The sequence below is a fragment of the Pseudomonas sp. zbq_18 genome (genome assembly GCF_043102245.1).
Lineage (GTDB): Bacteria > Pseudomonadota > Gammaproteobacteria > Pseudomonadales > Pseudomonadaceae > Aquipseudomonas.
In genome coordinates, this window is record NZ_JBICIT010000010.1 from 131,027 (window position 1) to 151,369 (window position 20,343).

General features: G+C 63.0%; 16 protein-coding genes, 1 tRNA gene and 2 riboswitches. Of the genes, 3 read left to right on the plus strand and 14 right to left on the minus strand.

Translation table 11 applies throughout. From position 1 onward, the window contains the following. Nucleotides 1-72: 72 nt before the first annotated feature. The 12 genes from ACF8C6_RS09335 to ACF8C6_RS09390 all read right to left on the minus strand — a co-directional run bounded on the left by ACF8C6_RS09335 (nucleotide 73) and on the right by ACF8C6_RS09390 (nucleotide 13,497). Nucleotides 73-146 (minus strand) — tRNA-Gly (locus ACF8C6_RS09335). A gap of 58 nt (nucleotides 147-204) precedes the next feature. Next, nucleotides 205-1,080 carry an alpha/beta fold hydrolase gene (locus ACF8C6_RS09340; protein WP_392499039.1) on the minus strand — a complete coding sequence of 292 codons (876 nt, stop codon included), beginning with the start codon at nucleotides 1,078-1,080 and terminating at the stop codon, nucleotides 205-207. 339 nt (nucleotides 1,081-1,419) lie between these two features. Then, nucleotides 1,420-2,112 carry a pseudouridine synthase gene (locus ACF8C6_RS09345; RefSeq protein WP_392499040.1) on the minus strand — a complete coding sequence of 231 codons (693 nt, stop codon included), beginning with the start codon at nucleotides 2,110-2,112 and terminating at the stop codon, nucleotides 1,420-1,422. A gap of 3 nt (nucleotides 2,113-2,115) precedes the next feature. Further along, complete coding sequence (locus ACF8C6_RS09350; RefSeq protein WP_392499041.1) at nucleotides 2,116-2,322, minus strand: cysteine-rich CWC family protein; 207 nt, start codon at nucleotides 2,320-2,322, stop codon at nucleotides 2,116-2,118. Then, entirely contained in the window at nucleotides 2,319-3,797 is a 1,479-nt protein-coding gene (locus tag ACF8C6_RS09355) for a diguanylate cyclase domain-containing protein (RefSeq protein ID WP_392499042.1), read from the minus strand. Before ACF8C6_RS09355 ends, ACF8C6_RS09350 begins: the two co-directional genes overlap by 4 nt. Before the next feature lie 105 nt (nucleotides 3,798-3,902). Further along, complete coding sequence (gene uca / locus ACF8C6_RS09360) at nucleotides 3,903-7,583, minus strand: urea carboxylase (RefSeq protein ID WP_392499043.1); 3,681 nt, start codon at nucleotides 7,581-7,583, stop codon at nucleotides 3,903-3,905. 266 nt (nucleotides 7,584-7,849) lie between these two features. Continuing rightward, a complete protein-coding gene (locus ACF8C6_RS09365; RefSeq protein WP_392499044.1) occupies nucleotides 7,850-8,485 on the minus strand; it encodes an urea amidolyase associated protein UAAP2 in 636 nt (211 codons plus the stop codon). A gap of 136 nt (nucleotides 8,486-8,621) precedes the next feature. Beyond that, the gene (locus ACF8C6_RS09370) at nucleotides 8,622-9,353 is read right to left on the minus strand and encodes an urea amidolyase associated protein UAAP1 (RefSeq protein WP_392499046.1); all 732 of its coding nucleotides are present in this window, start codon (nucleotides 9,351-9,353) and stop codon (nucleotides 8,622-8,624) included. Between the two features lie 2 nt (nucleotides 9,354-9,355). Next, nucleotides 9,356-10,138 (minus strand): ABC transporter ATP-binding protein, encoded by a 783-nt coding sequence (locus ACF8C6_RS09375; protein WP_392499047.1) that lies wholly within the window; start codon nucleotides 10,136-10,138, stop codon nucleotides 9,356-9,358. Further along, on the minus strand, nucleotides 10,135-10,950 hold the full coding sequence (locus ACF8C6_RS09380; protein ID WP_392499048.1) for an ABC transporter permease: 816 nt from the start codon (nucleotides 10,948-10,950) through the stop codon (nucleotides 10,135-10,137). The genes ACF8C6_RS09375 and ACF8C6_RS09380 overlap by 4 nt, the downstream gene beginning before the upstream one ends. Before the next feature lie 86 nt (nucleotides 10,951-11,036). After that, complete coding sequence (locus ACF8C6_RS09385; protein WP_392499049.1) at nucleotides 11,037-12,104, minus strand: putative urea ABC transporter substrate-binding protein; 1,068 nt, start codon at nucleotides 12,102-12,104, stop codon at nucleotides 11,037-11,039. 63 nt (nucleotides 12,105-12,167) lie between these two features. Continuing rightward, a riboswitch (guanidine-I (ykkC/yxkD leader) is annotated at nucleotides 12,168-12,268 on the minus strand. Between the two features lie 170 nt (nucleotides 12,269-12,438). Continuing rightward, complete coding sequence (locus ACF8C6_RS09390; protein ID WP_392499050.1) at nucleotides 12,439-13,497, minus strand: putative urea ABC transporter substrate-binding protein; 1,059 nt, start codon at nucleotides 13,495-13,497, stop codon at nucleotides 12,439-12,441. 52 nt (nucleotides 13,498-13,549) lie between these two features. Beyond that, nucleotides 13,550-13,650, minus strand: a riboswitch (guanidine-I (ykkC/yxkD leader). A 281-nt stretch (nucleotides 13,651-13,931) separates the two neighbouring features. On the opposite strand from ACF8C6_RS09390, the gene ACF8C6_RS09395 reads away from it, so the two are divergent. The 3 genes from ACF8C6_RS09395 (at nucleotide 13,932) to lapD (ending at nucleotide 17,256) form a co-directional block, all read left to right on the plus strand. Continuing rightward, entirely contained in the window at nucleotides 13,932-14,405 is a 474-nt protein-coding gene (locus ACF8C6_RS09395; protein WP_392499051.1) for a hypothetical protein, read from the plus strand. Between the two features lie 259 nt (nucleotides 14,406-14,664). Beyond that, nucleotides 14,665-15,300, plus strand: coding sequence for a cysteine protease LapG (lapG, locus tag ACF8C6_RS09400; protein ID WP_392499056.1), 636 nt, complete (start codon nucleotides 14,665-14,667; stop codon nucleotides 15,298-15,300). A gap of 21 nt (nucleotides 15,301-15,321) precedes the next feature. Next, nucleotides 15,322-17,256, plus strand: a complete 1,935-nt coding sequence (lapD, locus tag ACF8C6_RS09405; protein WP_392499052.1) for a cyclic di-GMP receptor LapD — start codon at nucleotides 15,322-15,324, stop codon at nucleotides 17,254-17,256. 54 nt (nucleotides 17,257-17,310) lie between these two features. Here the strand turns inward: lapD and ACF8C6_RS09410 are convergent, their stop codons facing one another. Further along, entirely contained in the window at nucleotides 17,311-17,652 is a 342-nt protein-coding gene (locus tag ACF8C6_RS09410) for a tryptophan synthase subunit beta (RefSeq protein WP_392499053.1), read from the minus strand. Between the two features lie 68 nt (nucleotides 17,653-17,720). After that, nucleotides 17,721-20,343: type I secretion C-terminal target domain-containing protein (locus ACF8C6_RS09415; protein ID WP_392499054.1), on the minus strand; the 2,623-nt coding region annotated here is incomplete at its 5' end.

A 20,343-nucleotide genomic window follows, 5' to 3' on the forward strand; every position in this document is an offset into this window, starting at 1 on the left:
ATACTTTCCGACATTGATAGCAGTCTAGAAATAAAAAAGCCCTGTAAAAACAGGGCTTTAACGTATCGATATTGGAGCGGGCGAAGGGAATCGAACCCTCGTCATGAGCTTGGGAAGCTCAGGTAATGCCATTATACGACGCCCGCTTGAGCGGGGACTTTGTACCAGAATCGCCCTGGCAGGTGAAGCCCGGCGGCCCTGAGTCTATCCGGCCAGGGCGTGTTCCAGCATGGCTTCGCGCGAGCGGCTTGGCTGGCTGGGCAGGAGGAAGGCCAGCAGGGCATCGCGGGTCTGCATCCAGGCGGCCTTGTGCTCCATGTCGAGGAAGTGCCCGGCCTGGGCGATGGTGCGAAATTCGCAGTGACGTACGTGCTGGGTGAACAGGCGGGCGTCCTGCGGGGTGGTGTATTCGTCCCATTCGCCGTTGACGAACAGCAGGGGTATTTCGATCTGCCCGGCGAAGCTGACGCAGGAACGGCCACCGTTGTTCAGCACCGTCTCCACATGGAAGCTCATCTGGTCGTACTCGTAGTGCTCCAGGCTGGTGACATGGCGATGGTTGTAGCGCTTGAACAGCGAGGGCAGGTGTTTGCCGATGGTGCCGTTGAGGACCATGCCGATGCTTTCGCGATCGTACTCGCGCATCACGATCAGGCCGCTGCGCAAGTAGCCGAGCATGGCCTGGTTGACGATGGGTGAGAAGGAGTTGATCACTGCGCGTTTGATTCGCTGCGGGCGCCGGGCCAGCGCCTGCAGAGTGGCGATGCCTCCCCAGGAGAAGGACAGCACGATGTCGCAGGCGAAGTGCTCGACCAGCTCGAGGAGGATGTCGGCTTCTTCCTCGCGGGTGATGAAGCGCTCGTGGTGGTTGTGCTCGCGGGACTGGCCGGCGTAGGGCAGGTCGAACAGCACCACGTTGAAATGCGGGTAGAGATAGCGAACCGTCTGCGCGAAGGATGCGGTAGTCGACAGCGAGCCATTGACCAGAATGATGGTTTGCTCGGCGTTGTCGGCGCGATAGAACTCCGTGTAAACCCGATAGTGTCCCTGAATATCCAGCACAGCGGTTTCTGGTTTCATAAGTGCATGCCCCTGGCAAACATTTGCACGCGCGCAGCGCAACATTGCAGCTACACGAGCTTCATGACAGGTAGGCATGTGCCTGGGAATGGGGCCGATCGGCTCTGACGGCTGGCCGATGATTGTTATTGGCGGCGGGGCGTTTTCCGATCCGGGCATCGACAATCCGATGAGCAGTCCCATTTCGGTGCGAGGCACCTGTGATCTGGAAAAGGCTTGTTAGATGTTTTATGTGACTATCTGGTCACTAGTGGACCGTTGATTGGATTCAAGCAGTCTGTTGTTACCGATGCAAGTACCTGTGGTGAATAAGCGGGGACCATTGGTCGGTGCTTTTGATCAGACCTGCGCGACTTCTTCCGCGTGCAAGCTCCGGTACTGGCCGAGAGCCAGATCAGGGTCGAGCCGCAGCGGGCCCATCTGTTCGCGGTGCAGGGTGAGCACCTTGTTCTGGAAGTGGCCGAACATGCGCTTGACCTGGTGGTAGCGGCCTTCGTGCAAGGTCAGCAGGGCGCTGTGGCTACCGGTGATCTGCAGCTCGGCCGGCAGGGTGGTGAGGTCCTCGTAGGCGAAATACAGGCCGCGGGCGAAGACTTCGATGTACTCCTCGGTGATCGGCTGCTCGGTCTGCACCCGGTAGACCTTGCCCAGGCGACTGCGTGGCTCGGTCAGGCGCCGTGACCAGAGGCCGTCGTTGGTGATGATCAGCAGGCCGGTGGTAGTCAGATCCAGGCGCCCGCCAATGTGCAGTTCGTGCTTGTCGGGTTCGTCGAGCAGATCCAGTACGGTGCGATGTTCGGGGTGCTCGGTGGCGCTGACCACGCCGACAGGCTTGTTGAGCATGAAGTAGCGCGCCGGCTTGCCGGCCTGCAGGGCTTCGCCGTCCAGTTCGATGCGGTCGAACTCGCGTACGTCGCGGCGGCCGTCATGCTCAACCTGGCCATTGACACTCAGGCGTCCGGCGGCCAGCAGGAGGCGGGCTTCGGCGCGGTTGAAGCGCGGCAGGTTGCTGAGGAAGCGGTCGAGGCGCATGGCTCAGTCGGGTTTCGCCGGCTCGTCGAGAACCCTGGCGCAGTTGGGGCACAGGCAGCGGGTGCCACGTTGCTCGACGGGCAATGCATCGAGCAGATGACGGGCGATGGGCGCATGAAAGCACCAGCAGTCCTGCACCGGTTGCGGGCTACTCGCCTGGGCGCACTGATTGAGCTGGCCGCAGCGTGGGCAGCGCTCGGCATCGTTCACGGTGTATAGGTCTCTTCACACACGCGGTTGCGTCCGGACTGCTTGGCTCGGTATAGAGCGCGGTCGGCACGGCCAATGAGGCGTTCGAGGTTGTCGTCGCGATGCAGCTCGCTGATGCCGATGCTGGTGCTGATATGCAGGTTGATGCCGTTGAAGACGAAGGTCTGCTGTTCGGTTTGTTGGCGGATCTTTTCGGCCAACTGGTGCGCGGTGCTGCTGCCGGTGTCCTTGAGCAGCAGGATGAACTCTTCGCCACCCCAGCGGCAGATGATGTCGGACTGGCGCAGATTGCTCTGCAGGGCCTGGGCGAAGCCGCGCAGTACCTGGTCACCTGCCAGGTGGCCGTGAGTGTCGTTGAGTTGCTTGAAGTGGTCGATGTCGATCAGCAGGGCACTCAGCGGGCTCTGCTCGCGCTGGGCTTCGTGCAGGGCCTGGCCTGCGAGCAGGTCGAAACCGCGGCGATTGGGCAGGCCGGTCAGCGAGTCGGTGGTGGCCAGCGCGGCGATGTGCTGCTGGTAGCGGCGGGTGGCGACAAACACCAAGCCCAGCACCAGGGCGCTGATCAACGCGCAGATCAGCAGGTTGAGATAGAGGCTGTGACGGATGTTGGCGAGGGCGCTTTCCTCGTGCTTGTCGACGAACAGGTACCAGTCCAGTTCGGGGATGTAGCGCACGTTGAGAAAGTGGCCGCGGCCATGTTCCTGATAGCTGTAGCGCCCGCTCTTTGGCGCTGGCAGCTTGCTTTGCAGGGCTTCCATGCCGGGTATGTCACTGATCCGCTGGCCGCGTTTGATACCTTGTGGGCCGCCCTTGGCGCCGGTCAGCACCAGTCGCCCCTGGCTGTCGCTGAAATAGATGCTGCGGTCGTAGCGTTGCTGGTAGTCGTCCACCAGCTTGACCACGGCGTCCACGGTGAGGCCGACACCGGCCACGCCAATAAAGTTGTTCTGGTAGTCGAATACCTTGAAGTTGATGAAGAAGGTCAACTGGTCGCCGTTGGCCATGTCTGGATCGACGCTGATCTCGTAGGGTTCGGCCATGCTGCGCACACGGAAGTACCAGGCATCGCGTGGTTCGTCTTCCCTGACCTGTTTGAGTACGCCTTTGGCCTGGTAGTAGGTGCGGGTCTTTTCGGAGATGAAGAAGCTGGTGAAGGTGCCGTAGTGTTCTTGGATTTCGCGCAGGTAGCGGGTCATCGGTTCGGCATTGCGCTCGCCGTCCAGCGCCCAATCGCGCAGGAAGGTGTCGCGGGCCATCATCGAGGCGATCTGGGTCGGACGGATCAGATCCTTCTGGATCTCCGAATAGATGTTGTCCGAGGTCAGTGGCAGCTCGGTATTGATGATGCTGTGGCGAATACTGTCGCGCGAGCTGTAGTAGCTGACCAGGCTGGTAGCGAGAAAACCACCCAGCAACAGGACGGTCAGGGTCAGCAGCAGGGTAAGCTGGGCCTTGCGGGACGTGCGAAGCGGCATGAGGGCTGAACCTGGCGGAGATGGCCCAATGCTAGCGCGGCGGGGCATCGCCGTCACGAGTAGCGCTGTCGCGCACCCGTTGCGCGCGACAGCGCTACTCAAGTATCAGGCTTCTTCCAATACCACCACCCGTTGCCCGGCGCGAACCGGCGAGCCTGGTTGCACCCGTACCTCGCGCACCGTTCCAGCGACCGGGGCGAGCAGGGGGATTTCCATCTTCATCGATTCGAGGATTACCAGCACATCGCCGGCCTGCACGGTGGCCCCTTCTTCCACCTGCACCTGCCAGAGGTTGCCGGCGATATGGCTGTCGATGCCGTGTTGGCCAGCGCCGAGTGGGGCATCGTCGCCCAGCTCGGCGGCGGTTTCTTCCACTTCGAAGTGCGCCTGGCCGGACTCGATCCAGCGCTGGCGTTCGGCGTCGAAGGCGGCGCGCTGCTGGTTGCGGAAGGCCTCGATGCCTTCGGCCTCTTTGACAAGAAAGTCCTGGTAGTTGGCCAGGGCCAGCTCGCTGTCTTCGATGCGCAGATCAAAGCGGCCGAGCGGGAAGTCGCGGCGGATCTGCAGCAGTTCCTCTGCCCCCACCGGGTAGAAGCGGATCTGGTCGAAGAAGCGCAGCAGCCAGGGTTTGCCGTGGAAGGCGGCGACTTCGCGGTAGCGGTTCCACATCTGCAGGGTGCGGCCGACGAACTGGTAGCCGCCGGGGCCTTCCATGCCGTACACGCACATGTAGGCGCCGCCGATGCCCACCGAGTTCTCGGCGGTCCAGGTGCGCGCCGGGTTGTACTTGGTGGTGACCAGGCGGTGGCGCGGGTCCAGCGGCGTGGCCACGGGCGCGCCGAGGTAGACGTCGCCCAGGCCCATGACCAGGTAGCTGGCCTCGAACACCGTGCGGTACACCTCGTCCAGATTCGGCAGGTCGTTGATGCGGCGGATAAATTCCAGGTTGCTCGGGCACCAGGGCGCGTCCTTGCGCACCGTGGTCATGTACTTGTCGATGGCCAGCTGGCAGGCCGGGTCGTCCCAGGACAGCGGCAGGTGGACGATGCGCGAGGGCACCTTGAGGTCGCGGGCGCTGCACACCTCGTCCCACAGGCCGGCGACCGTATCGAGCAGTTGCTGCAGCGACAGGGTTTCCGGCTGGTAGTGCACCTGCAGCGAGCGGATGCCCGGGGTCAGGTCGATCACGCCATTCAGCTGTTTGGCTTCCAGCGCCTGCATCAGCGCATGGCCACGGAAGCGCAGGACCAGGTCCAGCTCAGGCGCGCCGATTTCCAGCAGCAGGTGGGTGTCGCCGGAGAGACGGGCGACCAGGCGTTTGTCGGCTGCGCCGATGTCGAGGGCGATGGGGGAGGCTAAGTCTTGCACGGACAGCCCCCCTCTCCCATTCATGGGAGAGGGCTGGGGAGAGGGGCTTTGTGCAAGGCCACTTACCCTCTCCCCCAACCCCTCTCCCGCAAGCGGGAGAGGGGAGAGTGCGGCGTATGCCTGGTTTTGCGCCTTGGCCAGCGCGCGTGCGGTGTCGATGTTCACGGGCACGAAGCGCAGCTTGTCGCCGGCCTTGAGCTGGCCGAGCTGCCACAGGTCGGCCTCGATGATGGTCACCGGGCAGACGAAGCCGCCCAGGCTCGGGCCGTCCGGGCCGAGGATCACCGGCATATCGCCGGTGAAGTCCACCGCGCCGATGGCGTAGGGGTTGTCGTGGATATTCGACGGGTGCAGGCCGGCTTCGCCGCCGCTGTCGCGTACCCACTCCGGTTTGGGGCCGATCAGGCGCACCCCGGTGCGGCTGGAGTTGAAGTGCACCTCCCAGTCGGTGGCGAGGAAGGTGTCGATATAGGCCGGGGTGAAGTATTCCGGCGCGCCGTGCGGGCCATAGATCACGCGGATTTCACGCACGGCGGGCAGGGCGGTGCACAGTGCGGCGGGCAGTTGCGCGCCGTTGCTCGTATCGCCGAGAGATGGAATGTGCAGTACATCGCCGGCGCGCAGGGCGCGGCCGCCGTGGCCGCCGAACTGGCCGAGGGTGAAAGTGCTCTTGCTGCCCAGGTACTCGGGCACCTGCAGGCCGCCGCACAGGCACAGGTACGAACGCGCGCCGCTGCCGGCGATGGTGCCGAGGCTCAGGGTGCTGCCGGCCTTGATCAGCAGCGCGGTGTTCATCGGCTGCTCGGCGCCATCCACGCTCAGCGGAATCTCCGCGCCGGTCACCGCTACCACTGCATCGGTGTTGAAGCGCAGCAGCGGGCCGCTCATGGTGATTTCCAGGCCGGCGGCGCCTTCGTCATTGCCCAGCAGGCGGTTGCCCAGGCGCAGGGCGCGGTCGTCCATCGGCCCGGACGGCGGTACGCCGACAGCCCAGTAGCCGAGGCGGCCGGGGAAGTCCTGTACCGTGGTCTGGGTGCCGGCGGAGAGCACTTCGAAGGTGTTGGCCTGGTAGACCAGACCTTCCAGGCAGCGGGTCCAGGGCTCGCCGCTGGCGAAGGGCGCGTCGGCCAGGATCTGCCGCAGGTACTGGCTGTTGGTTTCCACGCCGTACAGCAGGGTGTCGGCCAGGGCCTGATTGAGCGCGGCGCTGGCCTGCTCGCGGGTCGGCTGCCAGGTAATGACCTTGGCGATCATCGGGTCGAAGTAGGGCGGAATCTCGCAGCCGGCCTCGACCCAGGTATCGATACGCAGGCTCTTGCCGTCGGCCGCCGGGAACTGCACGGCGGTCAGCAGGCCGGGGCTCGGCTGGAAGTCGCGGCCGGGGTCTTCGGCGTACAGGCGCGCCTGGATGGCATGGCCGCTGGGTTTCAGGCCCTTCGCCAGCTGGCTCAGTGGAGGCAGATCACCGGCCGCCAGTTCGATCATCCAGCGCACCAGGTCGACGCCCCACACCTGTTCGGTAACGCCGTGCTCGACCTGCAGGCGGGTGTTCACTTCGAGGAAATAGAAGCGCTCGGCCTCGCTGTCGTAGACGAACTCGACGGTGCCGGCGCTGCGGTAGCTGACCGCCTTGGCCAGTTTGATCGCCGCCGCGCACAGTTCCTCGGCCATGCCGGCCGGCAGGTTGGGCGCCGGGGTTTCCTCCAGCACCTTCTGGTTGCGCCGCTGCACCGAGCAGTCGCGCACGCCGAGGGCGATCACCTCGCCGGCGCCATCACCGAACACCTGCACTTCCAGGTGACGGGCGCGCTGGATGTATTTCTCGATGAACACGCCGCTGTCGCTGAAGTTGTTCTGCCCCAGGCGCTTGACCGCCTCGAAGGCGTCGGCAAGCTCGGCGGCCGAGTGGCATACGCGCATGCCGATGCCGCCACCGCCGGCAGTGCTTTTCAGCATTACCGGGTAGCCGACTTCTTCACCGGCCTTGAGGGCCGCGTCGAGGTTTTCCAGCAATTCGGTGCCTTCTAGCATCGGCACGCCATGCTCTTTCGCCAGTGCCCTGGCGGTGTGCTTGAGGCCGAACACGCGCAGCTGCTCCGGCGTCGGCCCGACGAAGGCGATACCGGCGGCTTCGCAGGCCTCGGCGAAGGCGGCGTTTTCGGAGAGGAAGCCGTAGCCGGGGTGAATGGCCTTAGCGCCGGTCTGCTTGGCAACGGCGAGGATCTTGTCGACCACCAGATAGGTCTGGGCGGCCGGGCCTTCGCCCAGGCTGAAGGCTTCGTCGGCCTGCTGGATATGCAGGCTGGCGGCGTCGGCCTCGGAGTAGACGGCCACGCCTTTCACATCGAGTTGGCGCAGGGTACGCAGGATGCGGCAGGCGATGGCACCGCGGTTTGCGATCAGGAGTTTGTCGAACATGTGCTGGCCCTCGAAAGGGTTGGCGGGCCGTCCCGCCGCTATTGGGTCTGCACCACGGTCGTCCGGGGTGATTTGCGGAGTTGAAGGTCCGCACTGCTCTTCATTCCCTCTCCCTTTGGGAGAGGGTTAGGGTGAGGGATTGGTCAGCTACTTCGGCCTGGTTTCCCTCACCCCCGGCCCCTCTCCCGGAGGGCGAGGGGAGGAAGCGGCCAAGCATTGCCCCGAGCGGCTCTGGCACAGACGGAACAGCCATTCGCGGAGCTGCTTCAGTCCCATACCAGCACCTCGGCCGGCGTCGGGTTCCAGCCGTTGCAGGGGTTGTTCAGCTGCGGGCAGTTGGAGATCAGCACGATCACGTCGGTTTCGGCGCGCAGTTCGACGTATTTGCCCGGCGCGGAGATGCCGTCGGCGAAGGTCAGGCCGCCTTCCGGGGTGACCGGTACGTTCATGAAGAAGTTGATGTTGGCGCCGAGGTCGCGCTTCTCCAGGCGGCCGTCGTGCAGGGCGCCGCGCAGGAAGTTGTCACGGCAGCTGTGCATGTAGCGCTTGTCCAGCGCGTAGCGCACGGTGTTGCTCTCCTGGGCGCAGGCGCCGCCGAGGGTGTCGTGGCGGCCGCAGGTGTCGGCGGTGATGGTCAGCAGCGGGTTGCCGAGGTTGGACCAGAGCACCGTGCCGGTGGTCAGGTACACGCGGTTCTGCTTGCGCAGGGTGCGTTGCGGGTCGTAGCGCTCGCGCGGGTTCTTTGCGCTGAAGAACAGGGTGTCGACGGCCTGGTTGCCCTCCAGGTCGAGCAGGCGAATGGTCTGCCCGGCTTTGACTTCGAACAGGTAGGGCTCGCCGGCCGGGATCACGTGGCGGAACACGGCGGCTTCGGGATGCAGGGTGCTGGCGGTGAGACTCATAGGCGGCTCCGTGGGGTGGTCTTGGCCACTCGGCAGTACAGGATGTGCTGCCCGCGAATCGCTTGCGATTCGGCGGGAGCCATTCGCGGACATGCGCCGCGAATGGCGTCGCATGAAGGATTCAGGGATGAATCCTTCATGCCAGATAAAGCCGTTCGGTGTTGTGGAAGCCGCGGCCGTTCTCCGGGCGCGAGGTGCGGCAGAGCACGCTGATGCCGTCGCTGTCGACCTTGTGCCAGGACAGCTGCACCGGTTTGGGTGCGTATTGCGGGTTGGGGTCCATCGGGTGCTGCAGGGCGGTGAGCACCACCAGGGTGTCCATCGGCGCGTACAGCTCGATGTAGTCACCTGCCTTGGAGTTGTTCGGCTGGAAGTGGAAGCAGCCGTCGCTGTCGACCGTCACCCGGCTGAACAGGTTGAGGTTCATCAGCAGGTCCTGCAGGTTGAGGTTCCACTTGCCCATTTCCACCAGCAGGTTGTCCATGCCGTTGCGGAAGAAACCGTTGCGCAGTTCCTGGTAGCGACCGGCGCCGTACTTCTCGCCGACTTCTTCGGCATTCAGCACGCCGCCAAAACTGTCGTGCCAGCCGCAGGTGTCAGCGGTGATGGCGGCGAGCACGCGGCCCATATCCGAGTACAGGCAATGGCCCACGGTGAGCTTGGCAGTGTGCTGGCACTTGAGGGTGTCGGGCAGGTTGAGACGCTCGCTCTTTTCCATGGCGTTGAGCAGCAGCAGGCTGACATTGGCGCCGCCTTCGAGGTCGGTGATGCGCAGCAACTGGCCGCGCTTGAGGACGAACGAGGTATGGCCGCCGCCGGGAACGAGTTCTTCGTACAGCGTGGGGCGCAGGGCGAGAGAGGCCGTCATGCTCAGGCTCCTTGGGTTTCGGGTTGCAGGCGCTCGGCGAGTTGGGCCGGCAGCTGGGCGCGGCGTTCGCTGTTGAGCGGAATGTCGTAGGTGATGCGCGCACCGAAGGCGTTCGGCGCATGCGGGTCGATGCGGGTCTTGTCGAACACCAGCAGGCGGGTGCCGAGGCTGAAGCCCTCGGAGAGATCGTGGGTGACCATGAACACGGTCAGCTTGGTTTCGTTCCACAGTTCCAGCAGCAGGGCGTGCATGTCCTTGCGGATGCCCGGATCGAGCGCGCCGAAGGGCTCGTCGAGCAGCAGCACGCGCGGCTTCATGATCAGCGCCTGGGCGATGGCCAGGCGTTGCTGCATGCCGCCGGAGAGCTGGCTGGGATATTTGTCCAGGGCATGGCCGAGGCCGACCTTGCGCAGGGTCACTTCGGCCTGGGCACGCGCCTCGCGCTTGGCGCTGCCGAACAGGCGGCCGAGCAGGGGCGAGCGTGGCAGCTCCAGGCCGATGGCAACGTTGTCCAGCACGCTCAGGTGGGGGAACACCGAGTAACGCTGGAACACCACGCCACGGCTGGCATCCGGCTCGGCGGCCAACGGCTGACCGGCCAGCAGGATTTCGCCCTTGCTCGGGCGCTCCTGGCCCAGCAGCAGGCGCAGGAAGGTCGACTTTCCGCAGCCCGAGGCGCCGACCAGGGTGCAGAACTCGCCTTGGCGGACGATCAGGTTGAGGCGTTCCAGTACGACCTGATCGCCGTATTGCTGCCACACGTTGTTGACTTGGATGAAGCTCATGCCTTGGCTCCTTCATACCAGGGGAAGCACAGGCGGGTGAGCTGGCGCAGGCCCAGGTCCATCAGCCAGGCGAGCAGGGTGATCCACACCACGTAGGGCAGGATCACGTCCATCGCCATGTAGCGACGGACGAGGAAGATGCGGTAACCGAGGCCGTCGGTGCTGGCGATGGCCTCGGCGGCGATGAGGAACAGCCAGGCCGAGCCAAGCACCAGGCGCAGGGCGATCAGCAGCCGCGGCAGCAGTTGCGGCAGCACCACGCGCAGGATCAGCGTCCAGGTGCTGGCGCCGAGGGTCTGTGCCTTGATCAGCAGTTCCTGCGGAATCTCGCGGGCGCGCTGCTCCAGGTCGCGGGCCAGCACCGGGGTGATGCCGATCACGATCAGCATCACCTTGGACAGCTCGCCCAGGCCGAAGACGATAAACAGAATGGGCAGTATCGCCAGCGGCGGCACCATCGACAGCACGGTGAGCAGCGGTGAGAGCGGTGCGCTGAGCAGTGGCAAGGTGCCTGCGGCGATGCCCAGGCACAGGCCGGCGAGGGCGGCGATGCCGATGCCCATCCCCAGGCGCGCCAGGCTGGAGCCGGTGTCGCGCCAGAACAGGTAGGTGCCGCTGCGCTTGTCCTCACTGAAGGCCAGGCGGTCGATGGCGTTGGCCATCTGTGCGGCGCTGGGCAGCAGCTTGTCGTTGGGGTTGTCCGCCAGACGTGCCGTGGAGCCGGTGAAGTAGGCAAACAGCAGCAGGGCGAAGGGCAACAGGATCAGCAGCAGGCGGCCGCCGCGGTCCGGGTGTCGGTTGATCAGGCGCATGGCAGTTTCTCGTCAGGAGTGAAATGTGGGAGCGGCTTTAGCCGCGATCGCGGTTGAAACCGCTCCCACAGATGCAACGCATGCCCTTACAGCTTTCCGTCAGCCGCCATCTGCATGTAGCTCGGGTCGAAGCGCAGCTTGAGGTTGCCCTTGTCGCCCGTGGTCACGCCCTTGGCAAAGGCCATACCGATGGCGTCGGCGCTCTGTGCGCCCTCGCCGAGCAGGCCATGGGCAAAGGAGAACTCGGCCACCTTGGTCATGGTCGCCGGCAGTTTCGGGCTGTTGACGAAGGCCACGGCATCCTTGGCGCTGTAGAACATCTTGGTGGCGGCCAGCTGTGCTTCGTAGCCGGCCAGGTCGGTGCCGGAGGCCTTGGCCATGTGCTCGCGCGCGGCGATGCCTTCGGCGGAGTCGGCACTCATGGTGGCCATGATTTCGTACCAGGCTCCGGTCAGCGCCTTGCCCAGTTCGGGGTTGTCTTTGAGGGTGTCGCTGTTGACCACCATCAGGTCGATGATTTCGCCAGGGATCTGGCTGGAGTCGAAGACTTTGGTCACCTTCGGTGTGGCCGCGATCTCGGCCAGCAGCGGGTTCCAGGTGGCCACGGCTTGCACGTCGTCGGTGGCGAAGGCGGCTACCAGGTCGGCGTCCGAGGTGTTGACCACTTTCAGGTCCTTCTCGGCCAGACCGGCGCGCTCCAGGCCTCGGGCCAAGAGGTAGTGGGAGACGGACAGTTCGACCAGATTGACCTCCATGCCCTTGAGGTCGCCCAGGGTTTTCTTCTCACCCTTGATGACCACACCGTCGTTACCGTTGGAGAAATCGCCGACGATCAGCGCGGTGCTGTCCACGCCACCGGCAGCGGGGATGGTGAGGGCGTCCATGTTGGTCATGGTGCAGCCGTCGAACTGGCCGGCGGTGTACTGGTTGATCGATTCGACGTAGTCGTTGAGCTGAGTGACCTTGATCTCGATCCCGTACTTGTCCGCCCACTTGTCGACGATGCCCTGGGCGGCGCCGTACTCCCAGGGCATCCAGCCGGCATAGATGGTCCAGCAGACGTCGAACTGATCCTTTTTCTCGGCATTTACGGGAAGGGCGAGTGCGGCAGCGAGGCTGGCGGCGAACAGCGAGGAGAGCAGGGGCTTGCGCATGGGTGAACCTCCAGTTCTGGGAATACGGGCAGGAGCTGTGCGGCTCAACCTGAGTTGGCGCTCATCTCCCGGGCTTTTGTCCCGCCGTGTAACCCCGAACGAGGTCGCCAACTCTCGGACCAGCCACTCGCCTGTGGCGAGCCGGAACCCTAGTCGGCCATTGCGAATTGTCGTGCCGCGCCCCCATGTGGGGAGCTCCTGCATGTCAGGTCTTTAGCGAACATCGTGCCAGCTGCGCCGAGCCCCGTCGCAAGGGGCTCGGCGGACCCGAGTGGTGGTTGGAGGTGGTAGTTGCGCCCCTTTGTGGGGCGCTGTGGGCGTTGTTGGTGCTATCTCAGAGCTGCTTGTCGGCGGCCAGGCGCATGTAGGTGGGGTTGAAACGCAGCATGATGCGCGAAGCATTGCCCAACACCTGATCATCGCCGAAGGCGATACCCAGCGCGCGCATCCCGTGTTCTGTGCCCAGCAGCTTCTGGCTGTCGGCGAAGCGGGCCACGCGCTCCATGGTGTCTGCCAGCTTGCCATTCTGATAGAAGGTGACCGCGGCGCGTGCCGAGTAGAAGGAGCGGATGGTGCGCAGCTGATTGTCGAAGTCTTCCGCAGTGGTCTGCGCTGCACTGGCCATACGGGCGCGTGCTGCCCGACCGGCGGCGTTGGGCAGGCCCATCAGGCGCATGCCCTCGAACCAGGCGCCGGTCAGAGCGCGGCCCAGCTCGGGGTGCTGGGTCAGGGTCTGGCTGTTGATTACCAGCAGGTCGAGAATTTCGCCTGGAATGTGACGTGAGCTGAACACCAGCACACTGTCGCCATCCTGCTGCAGGTCGGAGAGGATCGGGTTCCAGGTCACCACGGCATCGCCGCGACCGCTGCGCCAGGCTTCGGCCAGATCGGCGTCGGAGACGTTCTCAATGGTTACATCGCCGGGTTGCAGTCGCGCCCATTCCAGGGCGCGGCTGAGCAGGTAATGCGACACCGAGTTCTCCACCAGCAGCACGGTCTTGCCCTTGAGGTCTTGCAGATCCTTGTTGCTGCCGCGAACCAGGATGCCATCGGCACCGGCAGAGAAGTCGCCGATGATCAGCGCAGTGGAGTCCACGCCCGCGGCGGCGGGGATGGTCAGCGCGTCCATGTTGGTCATGGCGCAGGCGTCGAACTGGCCGGCGCTGTACTGCTCGATGGACCCGACATAGTCTGGCACTTCCTGGACCTGGATCTCGATGCCGTACTGCTTCGCCCACTTGTCGATGATGCCCTGTTCGGCCAGGTCGCCCCACAGCATCCAACCGGCATACACCGACCAGCAGACCTTGAACGGACGATCCTGGGCGGTAGCGGGCGAGGGGGTTAGCAGAGCGAGCGACAACAGGGTGCAACACAGCAGGCGGGAAAGCATGGCTACCTCGGGTCAATTTACGGGGGCAGGATTGTGGCAGCCGTGCTGCGCATTCTCCCGGGCTTTTGTCCCGCCGTGTGACCTCGTACAAGGTTGCCAGCTCTCGGACCAGACATCCGCACGAAGCGAACCGGAACCCTAGCCGACCATTGCGTTAGTGGATGCGATGGCTGCGCCCCTCGGGGTTGGCAATCCTCGGCTGCGAGTAAGCGAATACTGTGCCAAGGAGGCCTGACTCGACCTCTCGCAGTGTTTGTTGCGCCGCTGGCTGCCCTGTATGGTGACCCTGTGGCAGGCGTCTGCGTAATGCCCGGATACAACTTTTACCTTGGGCGAGCGCAGCACCCCGCGGGCTGTATGGTGGTCGAAATGGATGGGAGCAGTCCTGGTGCTGACCGTCGTTAGCACCTTCCCAGCGGTCGAAGGAGGCCGTCATGTCCCGTATAGCCCCTGTTCTTGTCGCATTGTTTCTGAGCCTGAGTGGTTGCGCCGTTTACGGTGGCGGCTACGACTACGGTCGTCCTGGCTACAGCGTGCGTTATTACGAAAGCTATCCACCGCCTCGTGTCTATTCCTACGGCAATGAGCGCAGCTACCGCTGGCATCGGGACCGCTACGAGGATCGTCGTCACTCACATTACGCTCCCGGTTACGACGGCCGCTACCAGTGGCAGGACCCACAGGGCCGCTATGAGCGTCACCGCCAGCAGGCGCCACGCTATGCCCGCCCATCCCGTAATCAGGGCTGGCAGCATCCCGGTCAGCCGCCTCGCCAGCAATCCTGGAAGCTCAATAGCGGGCGCGAGTATTCGCACGACCGGCGCCACGAGCGTAGCTGGGAGCAGAAGCACAGGCAGCGCTCCTCACCGGACAACCGTCAGCTGCGCGGGTGGAGCATTTCTCGGTAGGCGGCGGCTATTCGCCGAGCCGGAGCGGTGGTCAGTCGCTGCCGCCTGTGCACCTGCCTTGAGCGTGGTGCCCCTGGGTGACATCAGGGCGACTGCATATACGCACGGTGCTTGATCGCAACAGCCTGCAGAGTATGTGAAGGATTGTGTTTAGGGCAGTTGCCGCTCAACATGGCGGCCGTTTATCGGTATGGATGTTCCGAAGTTGCCGATCCGTGGTCTGGCGCCTCTTCAGTCTTGTTTAAACAAACCTGCAAACCTGATCGTGCTGCTGGCATGCATGGTTGTTGCCGGTTTTTTGCAAGCAAGCTGGGACTTCCGCCTGATTAGTTCGCGGGCCGAAAGGCTTTACGGGCCTCTGGGAGAGGGCCTTTGGCGCATCAACGAATGGCAGCAACTCCTTGACGAGCAGTCAGGGCGATCCGAATACGAGCAGCTCAAGGCGGTCAATCAGTTCTTCAACCTGCGTCTGCGCTTTCGTGATGACATCGCGCTGTGGCGGGTCAATGACTATTGGGCTACCCCGGTCGAGGCGCTGGTCCGTGGCGCCGGAGATTGCGAGGACTTCGCCATCGCCAAATACTTCAGCCTGCGTCAGCTGGGCGTGCCCAGCGAGAAGCTGCGCATTACCTACGTCAAGGCGCTGCGGCAGAACCAGGCGCACATGGTGCTGACCTATTACCCCCAGCCCACGGCGATTCCGCTGGTGCTGGATAACCTGATCGATGCCATCGAGCCGGCTAACCGTCGGACTGACCTGGTACCGGTCTATGCCTTCAATGCCGAAGGTTTGTGGCTGCCCGGAGCCGGCGGAGGCAAGCAGGTCGGCGATGCCAAGCGTTTATCGCGCTGGCAGGATCTTTTGCAGAAAATGCGGGCCGAGGGCTTTCCCTGATTTCGGCCGAGGGAGTGGTGCATGTCATTGTTTAAGCAGCTGTTCATTGCCATCTGCGTGCTGATGCTGGTGAATTTCGCCGGCAGTTTTCTGGTCAGCGTGGAGGGCTCGCGTGAGCAGCAGGTCAATCAGCTCCGCGCCCATGCTCAGGATGCTGCCACGGCGTTGGGTTTGTCGCTGAGTCCGTATGCGGAGGACGTGCCGATGATGGAGCTGATGGTCAGCTCGATCTTCGATAGCGGCTACTTTCAGAGCATCCGTGTCCTGGATGCCGAAAGCGGCGAGGTGCTGGTGGAGCGCAATGGTGCGCCGGTCAGTGTGACGGCGCCGCAGTGGTTCGCGCGCCTGGTCGATCTGGCCCCTGCCAGCGGTGATGCCATCGTCATCGACGGCTGGCGTCAGGCCGCCCGTGTCGAGGTGATCAGCCATCCATTGTTCGCCGTGGGCAGGCTCTGGCAGAGCACGCTGGGCACGCTCGTGTGGCTGATGCTGAGTAGTCTGCTCTGCGTCTGTCTGGGCGTGCTGTTCCTCAAGCGTCAGCTGCGCCCACTGGAATACCTGGTAGAGCAGTCCAACGCCATTGCTCGACGCGAGTTCCTCAGCCTGCCGGCGTTACCCAAGACGCCGGAGTTTCGGCGTGTGGTCAGCGCCATGAACCAGATGGTGGAGAAGCTCAAGGCGCTGTTCGCCGAGGAGGCCTCGCGCAGCGAGAAGCTTCGTGCCGATGCCTATGAAGACAGCCTCACGGGGCTGGCCAACCGTCGCTACTTCGACCTGCATTTGCAGGCTCGCCTGGTAGGCGAGAACGCCTGCAGCGGCTTTCTGCTGCTGCTGCGCATCAATGACCTGGCTGGGCTGAACCAGCGTATCGGCGGCCAGCGTACCGATCAGCTGCTCAAGGCTGTGGCCGAGCAGTTGCAGCAACTCAGCCAAGGGCGCTTTGTGCTGGCACGCAACCGAGGTGGTGAGTTCGCCTTGATGGTCGTCGGTCTGCAGCGTGACGAGGCCGAGCAACTGGCCGAGACGCTTGATCAGGCACTGACCAGCCTGCAGCAGACAGGCGTTACCGACAGCCTGCCGGTAGCCCATATCGGCATGGCCGCTTTCGCGCCAGGTGACGAGCCGGCCGGTGTCTACCAGGCTGCCGACGAGGCTCTGGCCCGCGCGGCCTGCCAGAGCGAGCAGAACTGGGCCTGCTACGAAGTATCTGATGTACCGCAACCCGTCACCGCCGAACGGCAGGCCTGGTACCGCTTGTTGGATGAGGCCCTGACCATGGGCCGCGTGCAGTTGTATGCGCAGTCGGTAGTTGACGCTGATCAGCCGGCGCGGGTGTTGCACCGCAAGGTGTTGGCGCGTCTGCATGATGAGCAGGGCACTCTGTTGCCGGCTGGACGTTTTCTGCCGTGGCTGGAGCGCTTCGGCTGGGCGGCGCGACTCGACCTCAGCATGCTTGATCAGGCTCTAGCTCACCTACTCAATAGTCAAGATACGCTGGCGCTGAGCCTGTCTGGCAGTACGTTGCGTGACCCGCAGGCGCTGGCTGCTTTCTATGACAAGCTGCGTCAGCACAGCCAGTTGGGTGCACGGCTGATCATCGAGCTGGATGAAGATCAGTTGCCCGAGCAGGATGAGCTACAGAGCCTGGCGCAGCGCCTGCGCACGCTGGGCTTCGGCTTGGCGCTGCAGCACTTTGGTGGGCGCTTCAGCATGATCGGTAACCTGGCCAAGCTTGGCCTTAGCCATATCAAGGTTGATGGCAACCATATCCGCTGCATCGATCAGGAAGACGACAAGCGTCTGTTCATCGAGGCCATGCAGCGTGCAGCCCACAGCATCGATCTGCCGCTGTTCGCCGAGCGTGTGGAAACCGAGGGTGAGTGGCAGGTGCTACGGTCGATGGGTATTGTCGGTGTGCAGGGACGGCTGTTCGGCGAGCCCAGTTCGCTGCTTTGATGGCGCCGGCTCAGACCAGCCGGGGCAGCTCTGCCTTAGTGCCCTGGCAGTGTGTTAGATCAGCCCGGAGTCTTCGTCGTCGCTTATTAGGCTATGGGCGCCACCCAGGGCGTCACGTGCTCTGCTACGACCCACCAGCTTTGCCTGTGCCGCTTCCGGCAGGTCGGTAATGCGCAGTACGCCCTTTTGCATGAGCGCGGAGATCAAGTCTTCCAGCACCCGGATCATGTCCAGGTCACTCTGCTTGAGCTGCAGAAGACTGGTCTCGACGGTCTGATTGGCGAACCAGGCCTGGGCTTCCTGGCTGTCTGCTACCAGTTCGCCATTCATTTCAGCGAATGGCGCCGGTTCCACTCTCTCCAGGTTGCCCCAGGCGTCGCGTTTTACATACAGCATGTGTAGTCCTCAGCCGTTGACGTCGTCCAAGCCTACCCGCTGCCTGACGACAGCGGGTAGGCTTGGCATCAGTGGTCAACCTTGACGATGGCGTTGTCACCGCCGGCGATCAGCGAGTTGATCATCTGCGACGACGTGGTGCCGAAGTCGGCAGCAGGCAAAGTGGTGTTCTCCAGGGTGATAGTGACATCGGCTGCCGCACCATGGACGAACTCGCCTTGGCTGCTGACCTCCAGAACGGTCGAGCTGCCGTTGGTCACCACGCGCAGATAGTCACCGATATTGCCGTCATTTTCGCCCTGCAGCAGATCACGAAGATCGAGGGTGTCGCGATCAGTGCCGGTGAGCGTGAAGTCCTTGATCACGTCCTTGCCAGTGTGGCCCGCCTGCCAGACGAAGGTATCGCCACCTGCGCCACCGTAGAGGATGTCGTCGCCTTCGCCGCCGATGAGGATGTCCTTGCCGGCACCTCCGTAGAGGGTGTCGTTGCCGGCCTTGCCTTCCAGGTGATCGTTACCGTTGTTGCCATTCAGCGTATCCATGCCACTGCTGCCGAGGATCACATCGTCGCCTGCACTACCGTTCAGAGTACCGCTGCCGGTGATCGGCGTCGGGGCGGTATAGGCGGTGTTACCAATAGCGATGACCAGGTTGGCAGTGTCGCTGTCGCCATCCGGCTGGCGCAGAGTGTAGGTGAAGGTCTCACTCTTGCCGACGTTGCTGTAGTTGCTGTTCGGCGTGTATTCATAATTGCCGTTTGCGGAAATCGACAGCGTGCCATACAGACCATTGATGGTGGCGTTGCCGCTGCCTGGCACATTGATGCCGTTCACCGCGCTGACCAACGCGCCTTGCTGACCCAGGCTATCGATCGAACCCCAGGCATTGGTGCTGCCGACATGGTTGTTGGTGTCGGTGAGTACGTTGCCGTTGGCTGCTATAGCCTCGAGCGCGGGGGTGGTTAGAGCTGTGATCAGCGAGATATTGCTTAGAGCAGCAGTCGCGTTTCCGTTGTTCCAGCTCCGGTCCAGCACGTATAGACGAAGGCGATAGGTGCCTGCGGCCAAGTTGCTGATGGTATTGCTACTTTCCAGATTGACATAACTTCCGGTTGTCCAACTGCCGTTTGTGTTCTGCCGCTCAAGAGCGTACTGGAACGTATCGTTACTACTTCCGGAAAGACTGGCATTGAACGTGATAACACCCGTTCCACCGGAAACGCTCATGATCCCGCTGGTGACTACCGACGATTCTTCATTGGGATCGTTGTCCCCTCCGAAGCTGCGGCTATCGGACACCGAGAATCCGGCAACGGTCGTTATATCCGTGGTCCGCTGGCTCAGTACGGCTTGGGCGAAGTTGTCATTCGCCACCGGAGAGACATCTCTGTCTGCCTGCAGGTTGATGGTCAGCGTGCTGTTGAAACTATCACCATCCTTGTCGCGTACGGTGTAGCTGAAGGTAGGTGCCGGTACCGAGCCGCCCGATTGGATCAGGGCATAGCCTCTCTCGTTAAGCACGAAGCGGTAGCCGCCATCGGCGCTGGTAGTCAGCGTCCCGTAATCATTGTTCAGGCTGCCCCAGGTCACACTGGCAAAGCCATCAGCACCGGCGCTGCCTGCGACACTCCCCGAAACGCTGGGCATGGCCAGTGTGGTTTTCAGGCTGCCAAAGATTTCGAAGGTACTGGTCGCTTCTTCGTTGGTGTAGATGGTGTTGACAATATTGCCGCTAGCGTTCTTGAAACCTTCGAGGTTGAACGTATAGGTCTGCCCGTTCAGCTCGATGACGACGTTCTGACTTGGCAGGTTGATGATGTCGCGAGATGCAATGGCATCGCTGCTATTCGGTGTTTCGGTGTGATCAAGCAAGACAGTGAACGGAACCTTGACCAAGGTGCCATTGATCAGCACATCCATGCTCACCGCCATAGTCACTCTGTCTAGCGGTGAACCCGATACACCCTTGTTGATGTGAGAGAAGTCGGCCAGCTTGAATAATGTGTTCGCGGCAATCGCCTGGCCTGTACTGCTACTGAGGAGGCTATTAGCGCTCAGTTCATAGGCGGAACTGGACGACTGAGAAGACGATCCCCAATAGACGACATCTTTGGCGGTTGTCGAGTTGATAATGGTTGGCGCACCGCCCGACTCCAGAACCCCATTCTCCCAGGCACCCTGCAAGTTCTTAACGACGATAGTGTCAACCGGAACTTCGAGGGTGCGCACGATGGCGCCGCTCGGCATATCGTCCTCTATACCTACGGTCAGAGTGCTGGTGGCGCTTCTTGTGCCGTCGCTGACGGTGACGCCAATACCCAGCTGAAGTACGTCCTCGACGCCGGCAGTGCCATGGTCCAGCGGTTTTGACAGGGTAACGGTGTAATTGCCGTTATTGTCGATGCTGACGCGAATGGCCTCGTTTGCCGCGCTGGTGCTGCCTGCATAACCAATCAGCAATCCGGTGCCGGCGCCGGTCCAGGTAATGCTCTGGCCACCAGAGCTCACGGCGGTAGTCGGGGCATTCAGGGTGACGCTAAGCGAGCTGCTATCCGAATCCCGGACGGTCATCTGGCCGGAGAAGGTGGTGGCGTTTGTGGTGTCCGATGTGCCTAAGGTGTCGGCGCGACCACCTGGCAGGCCTTCTTCGGAAACCCGGGCACTGCTGGCAACAATAGTCGGTGCGTCGTTC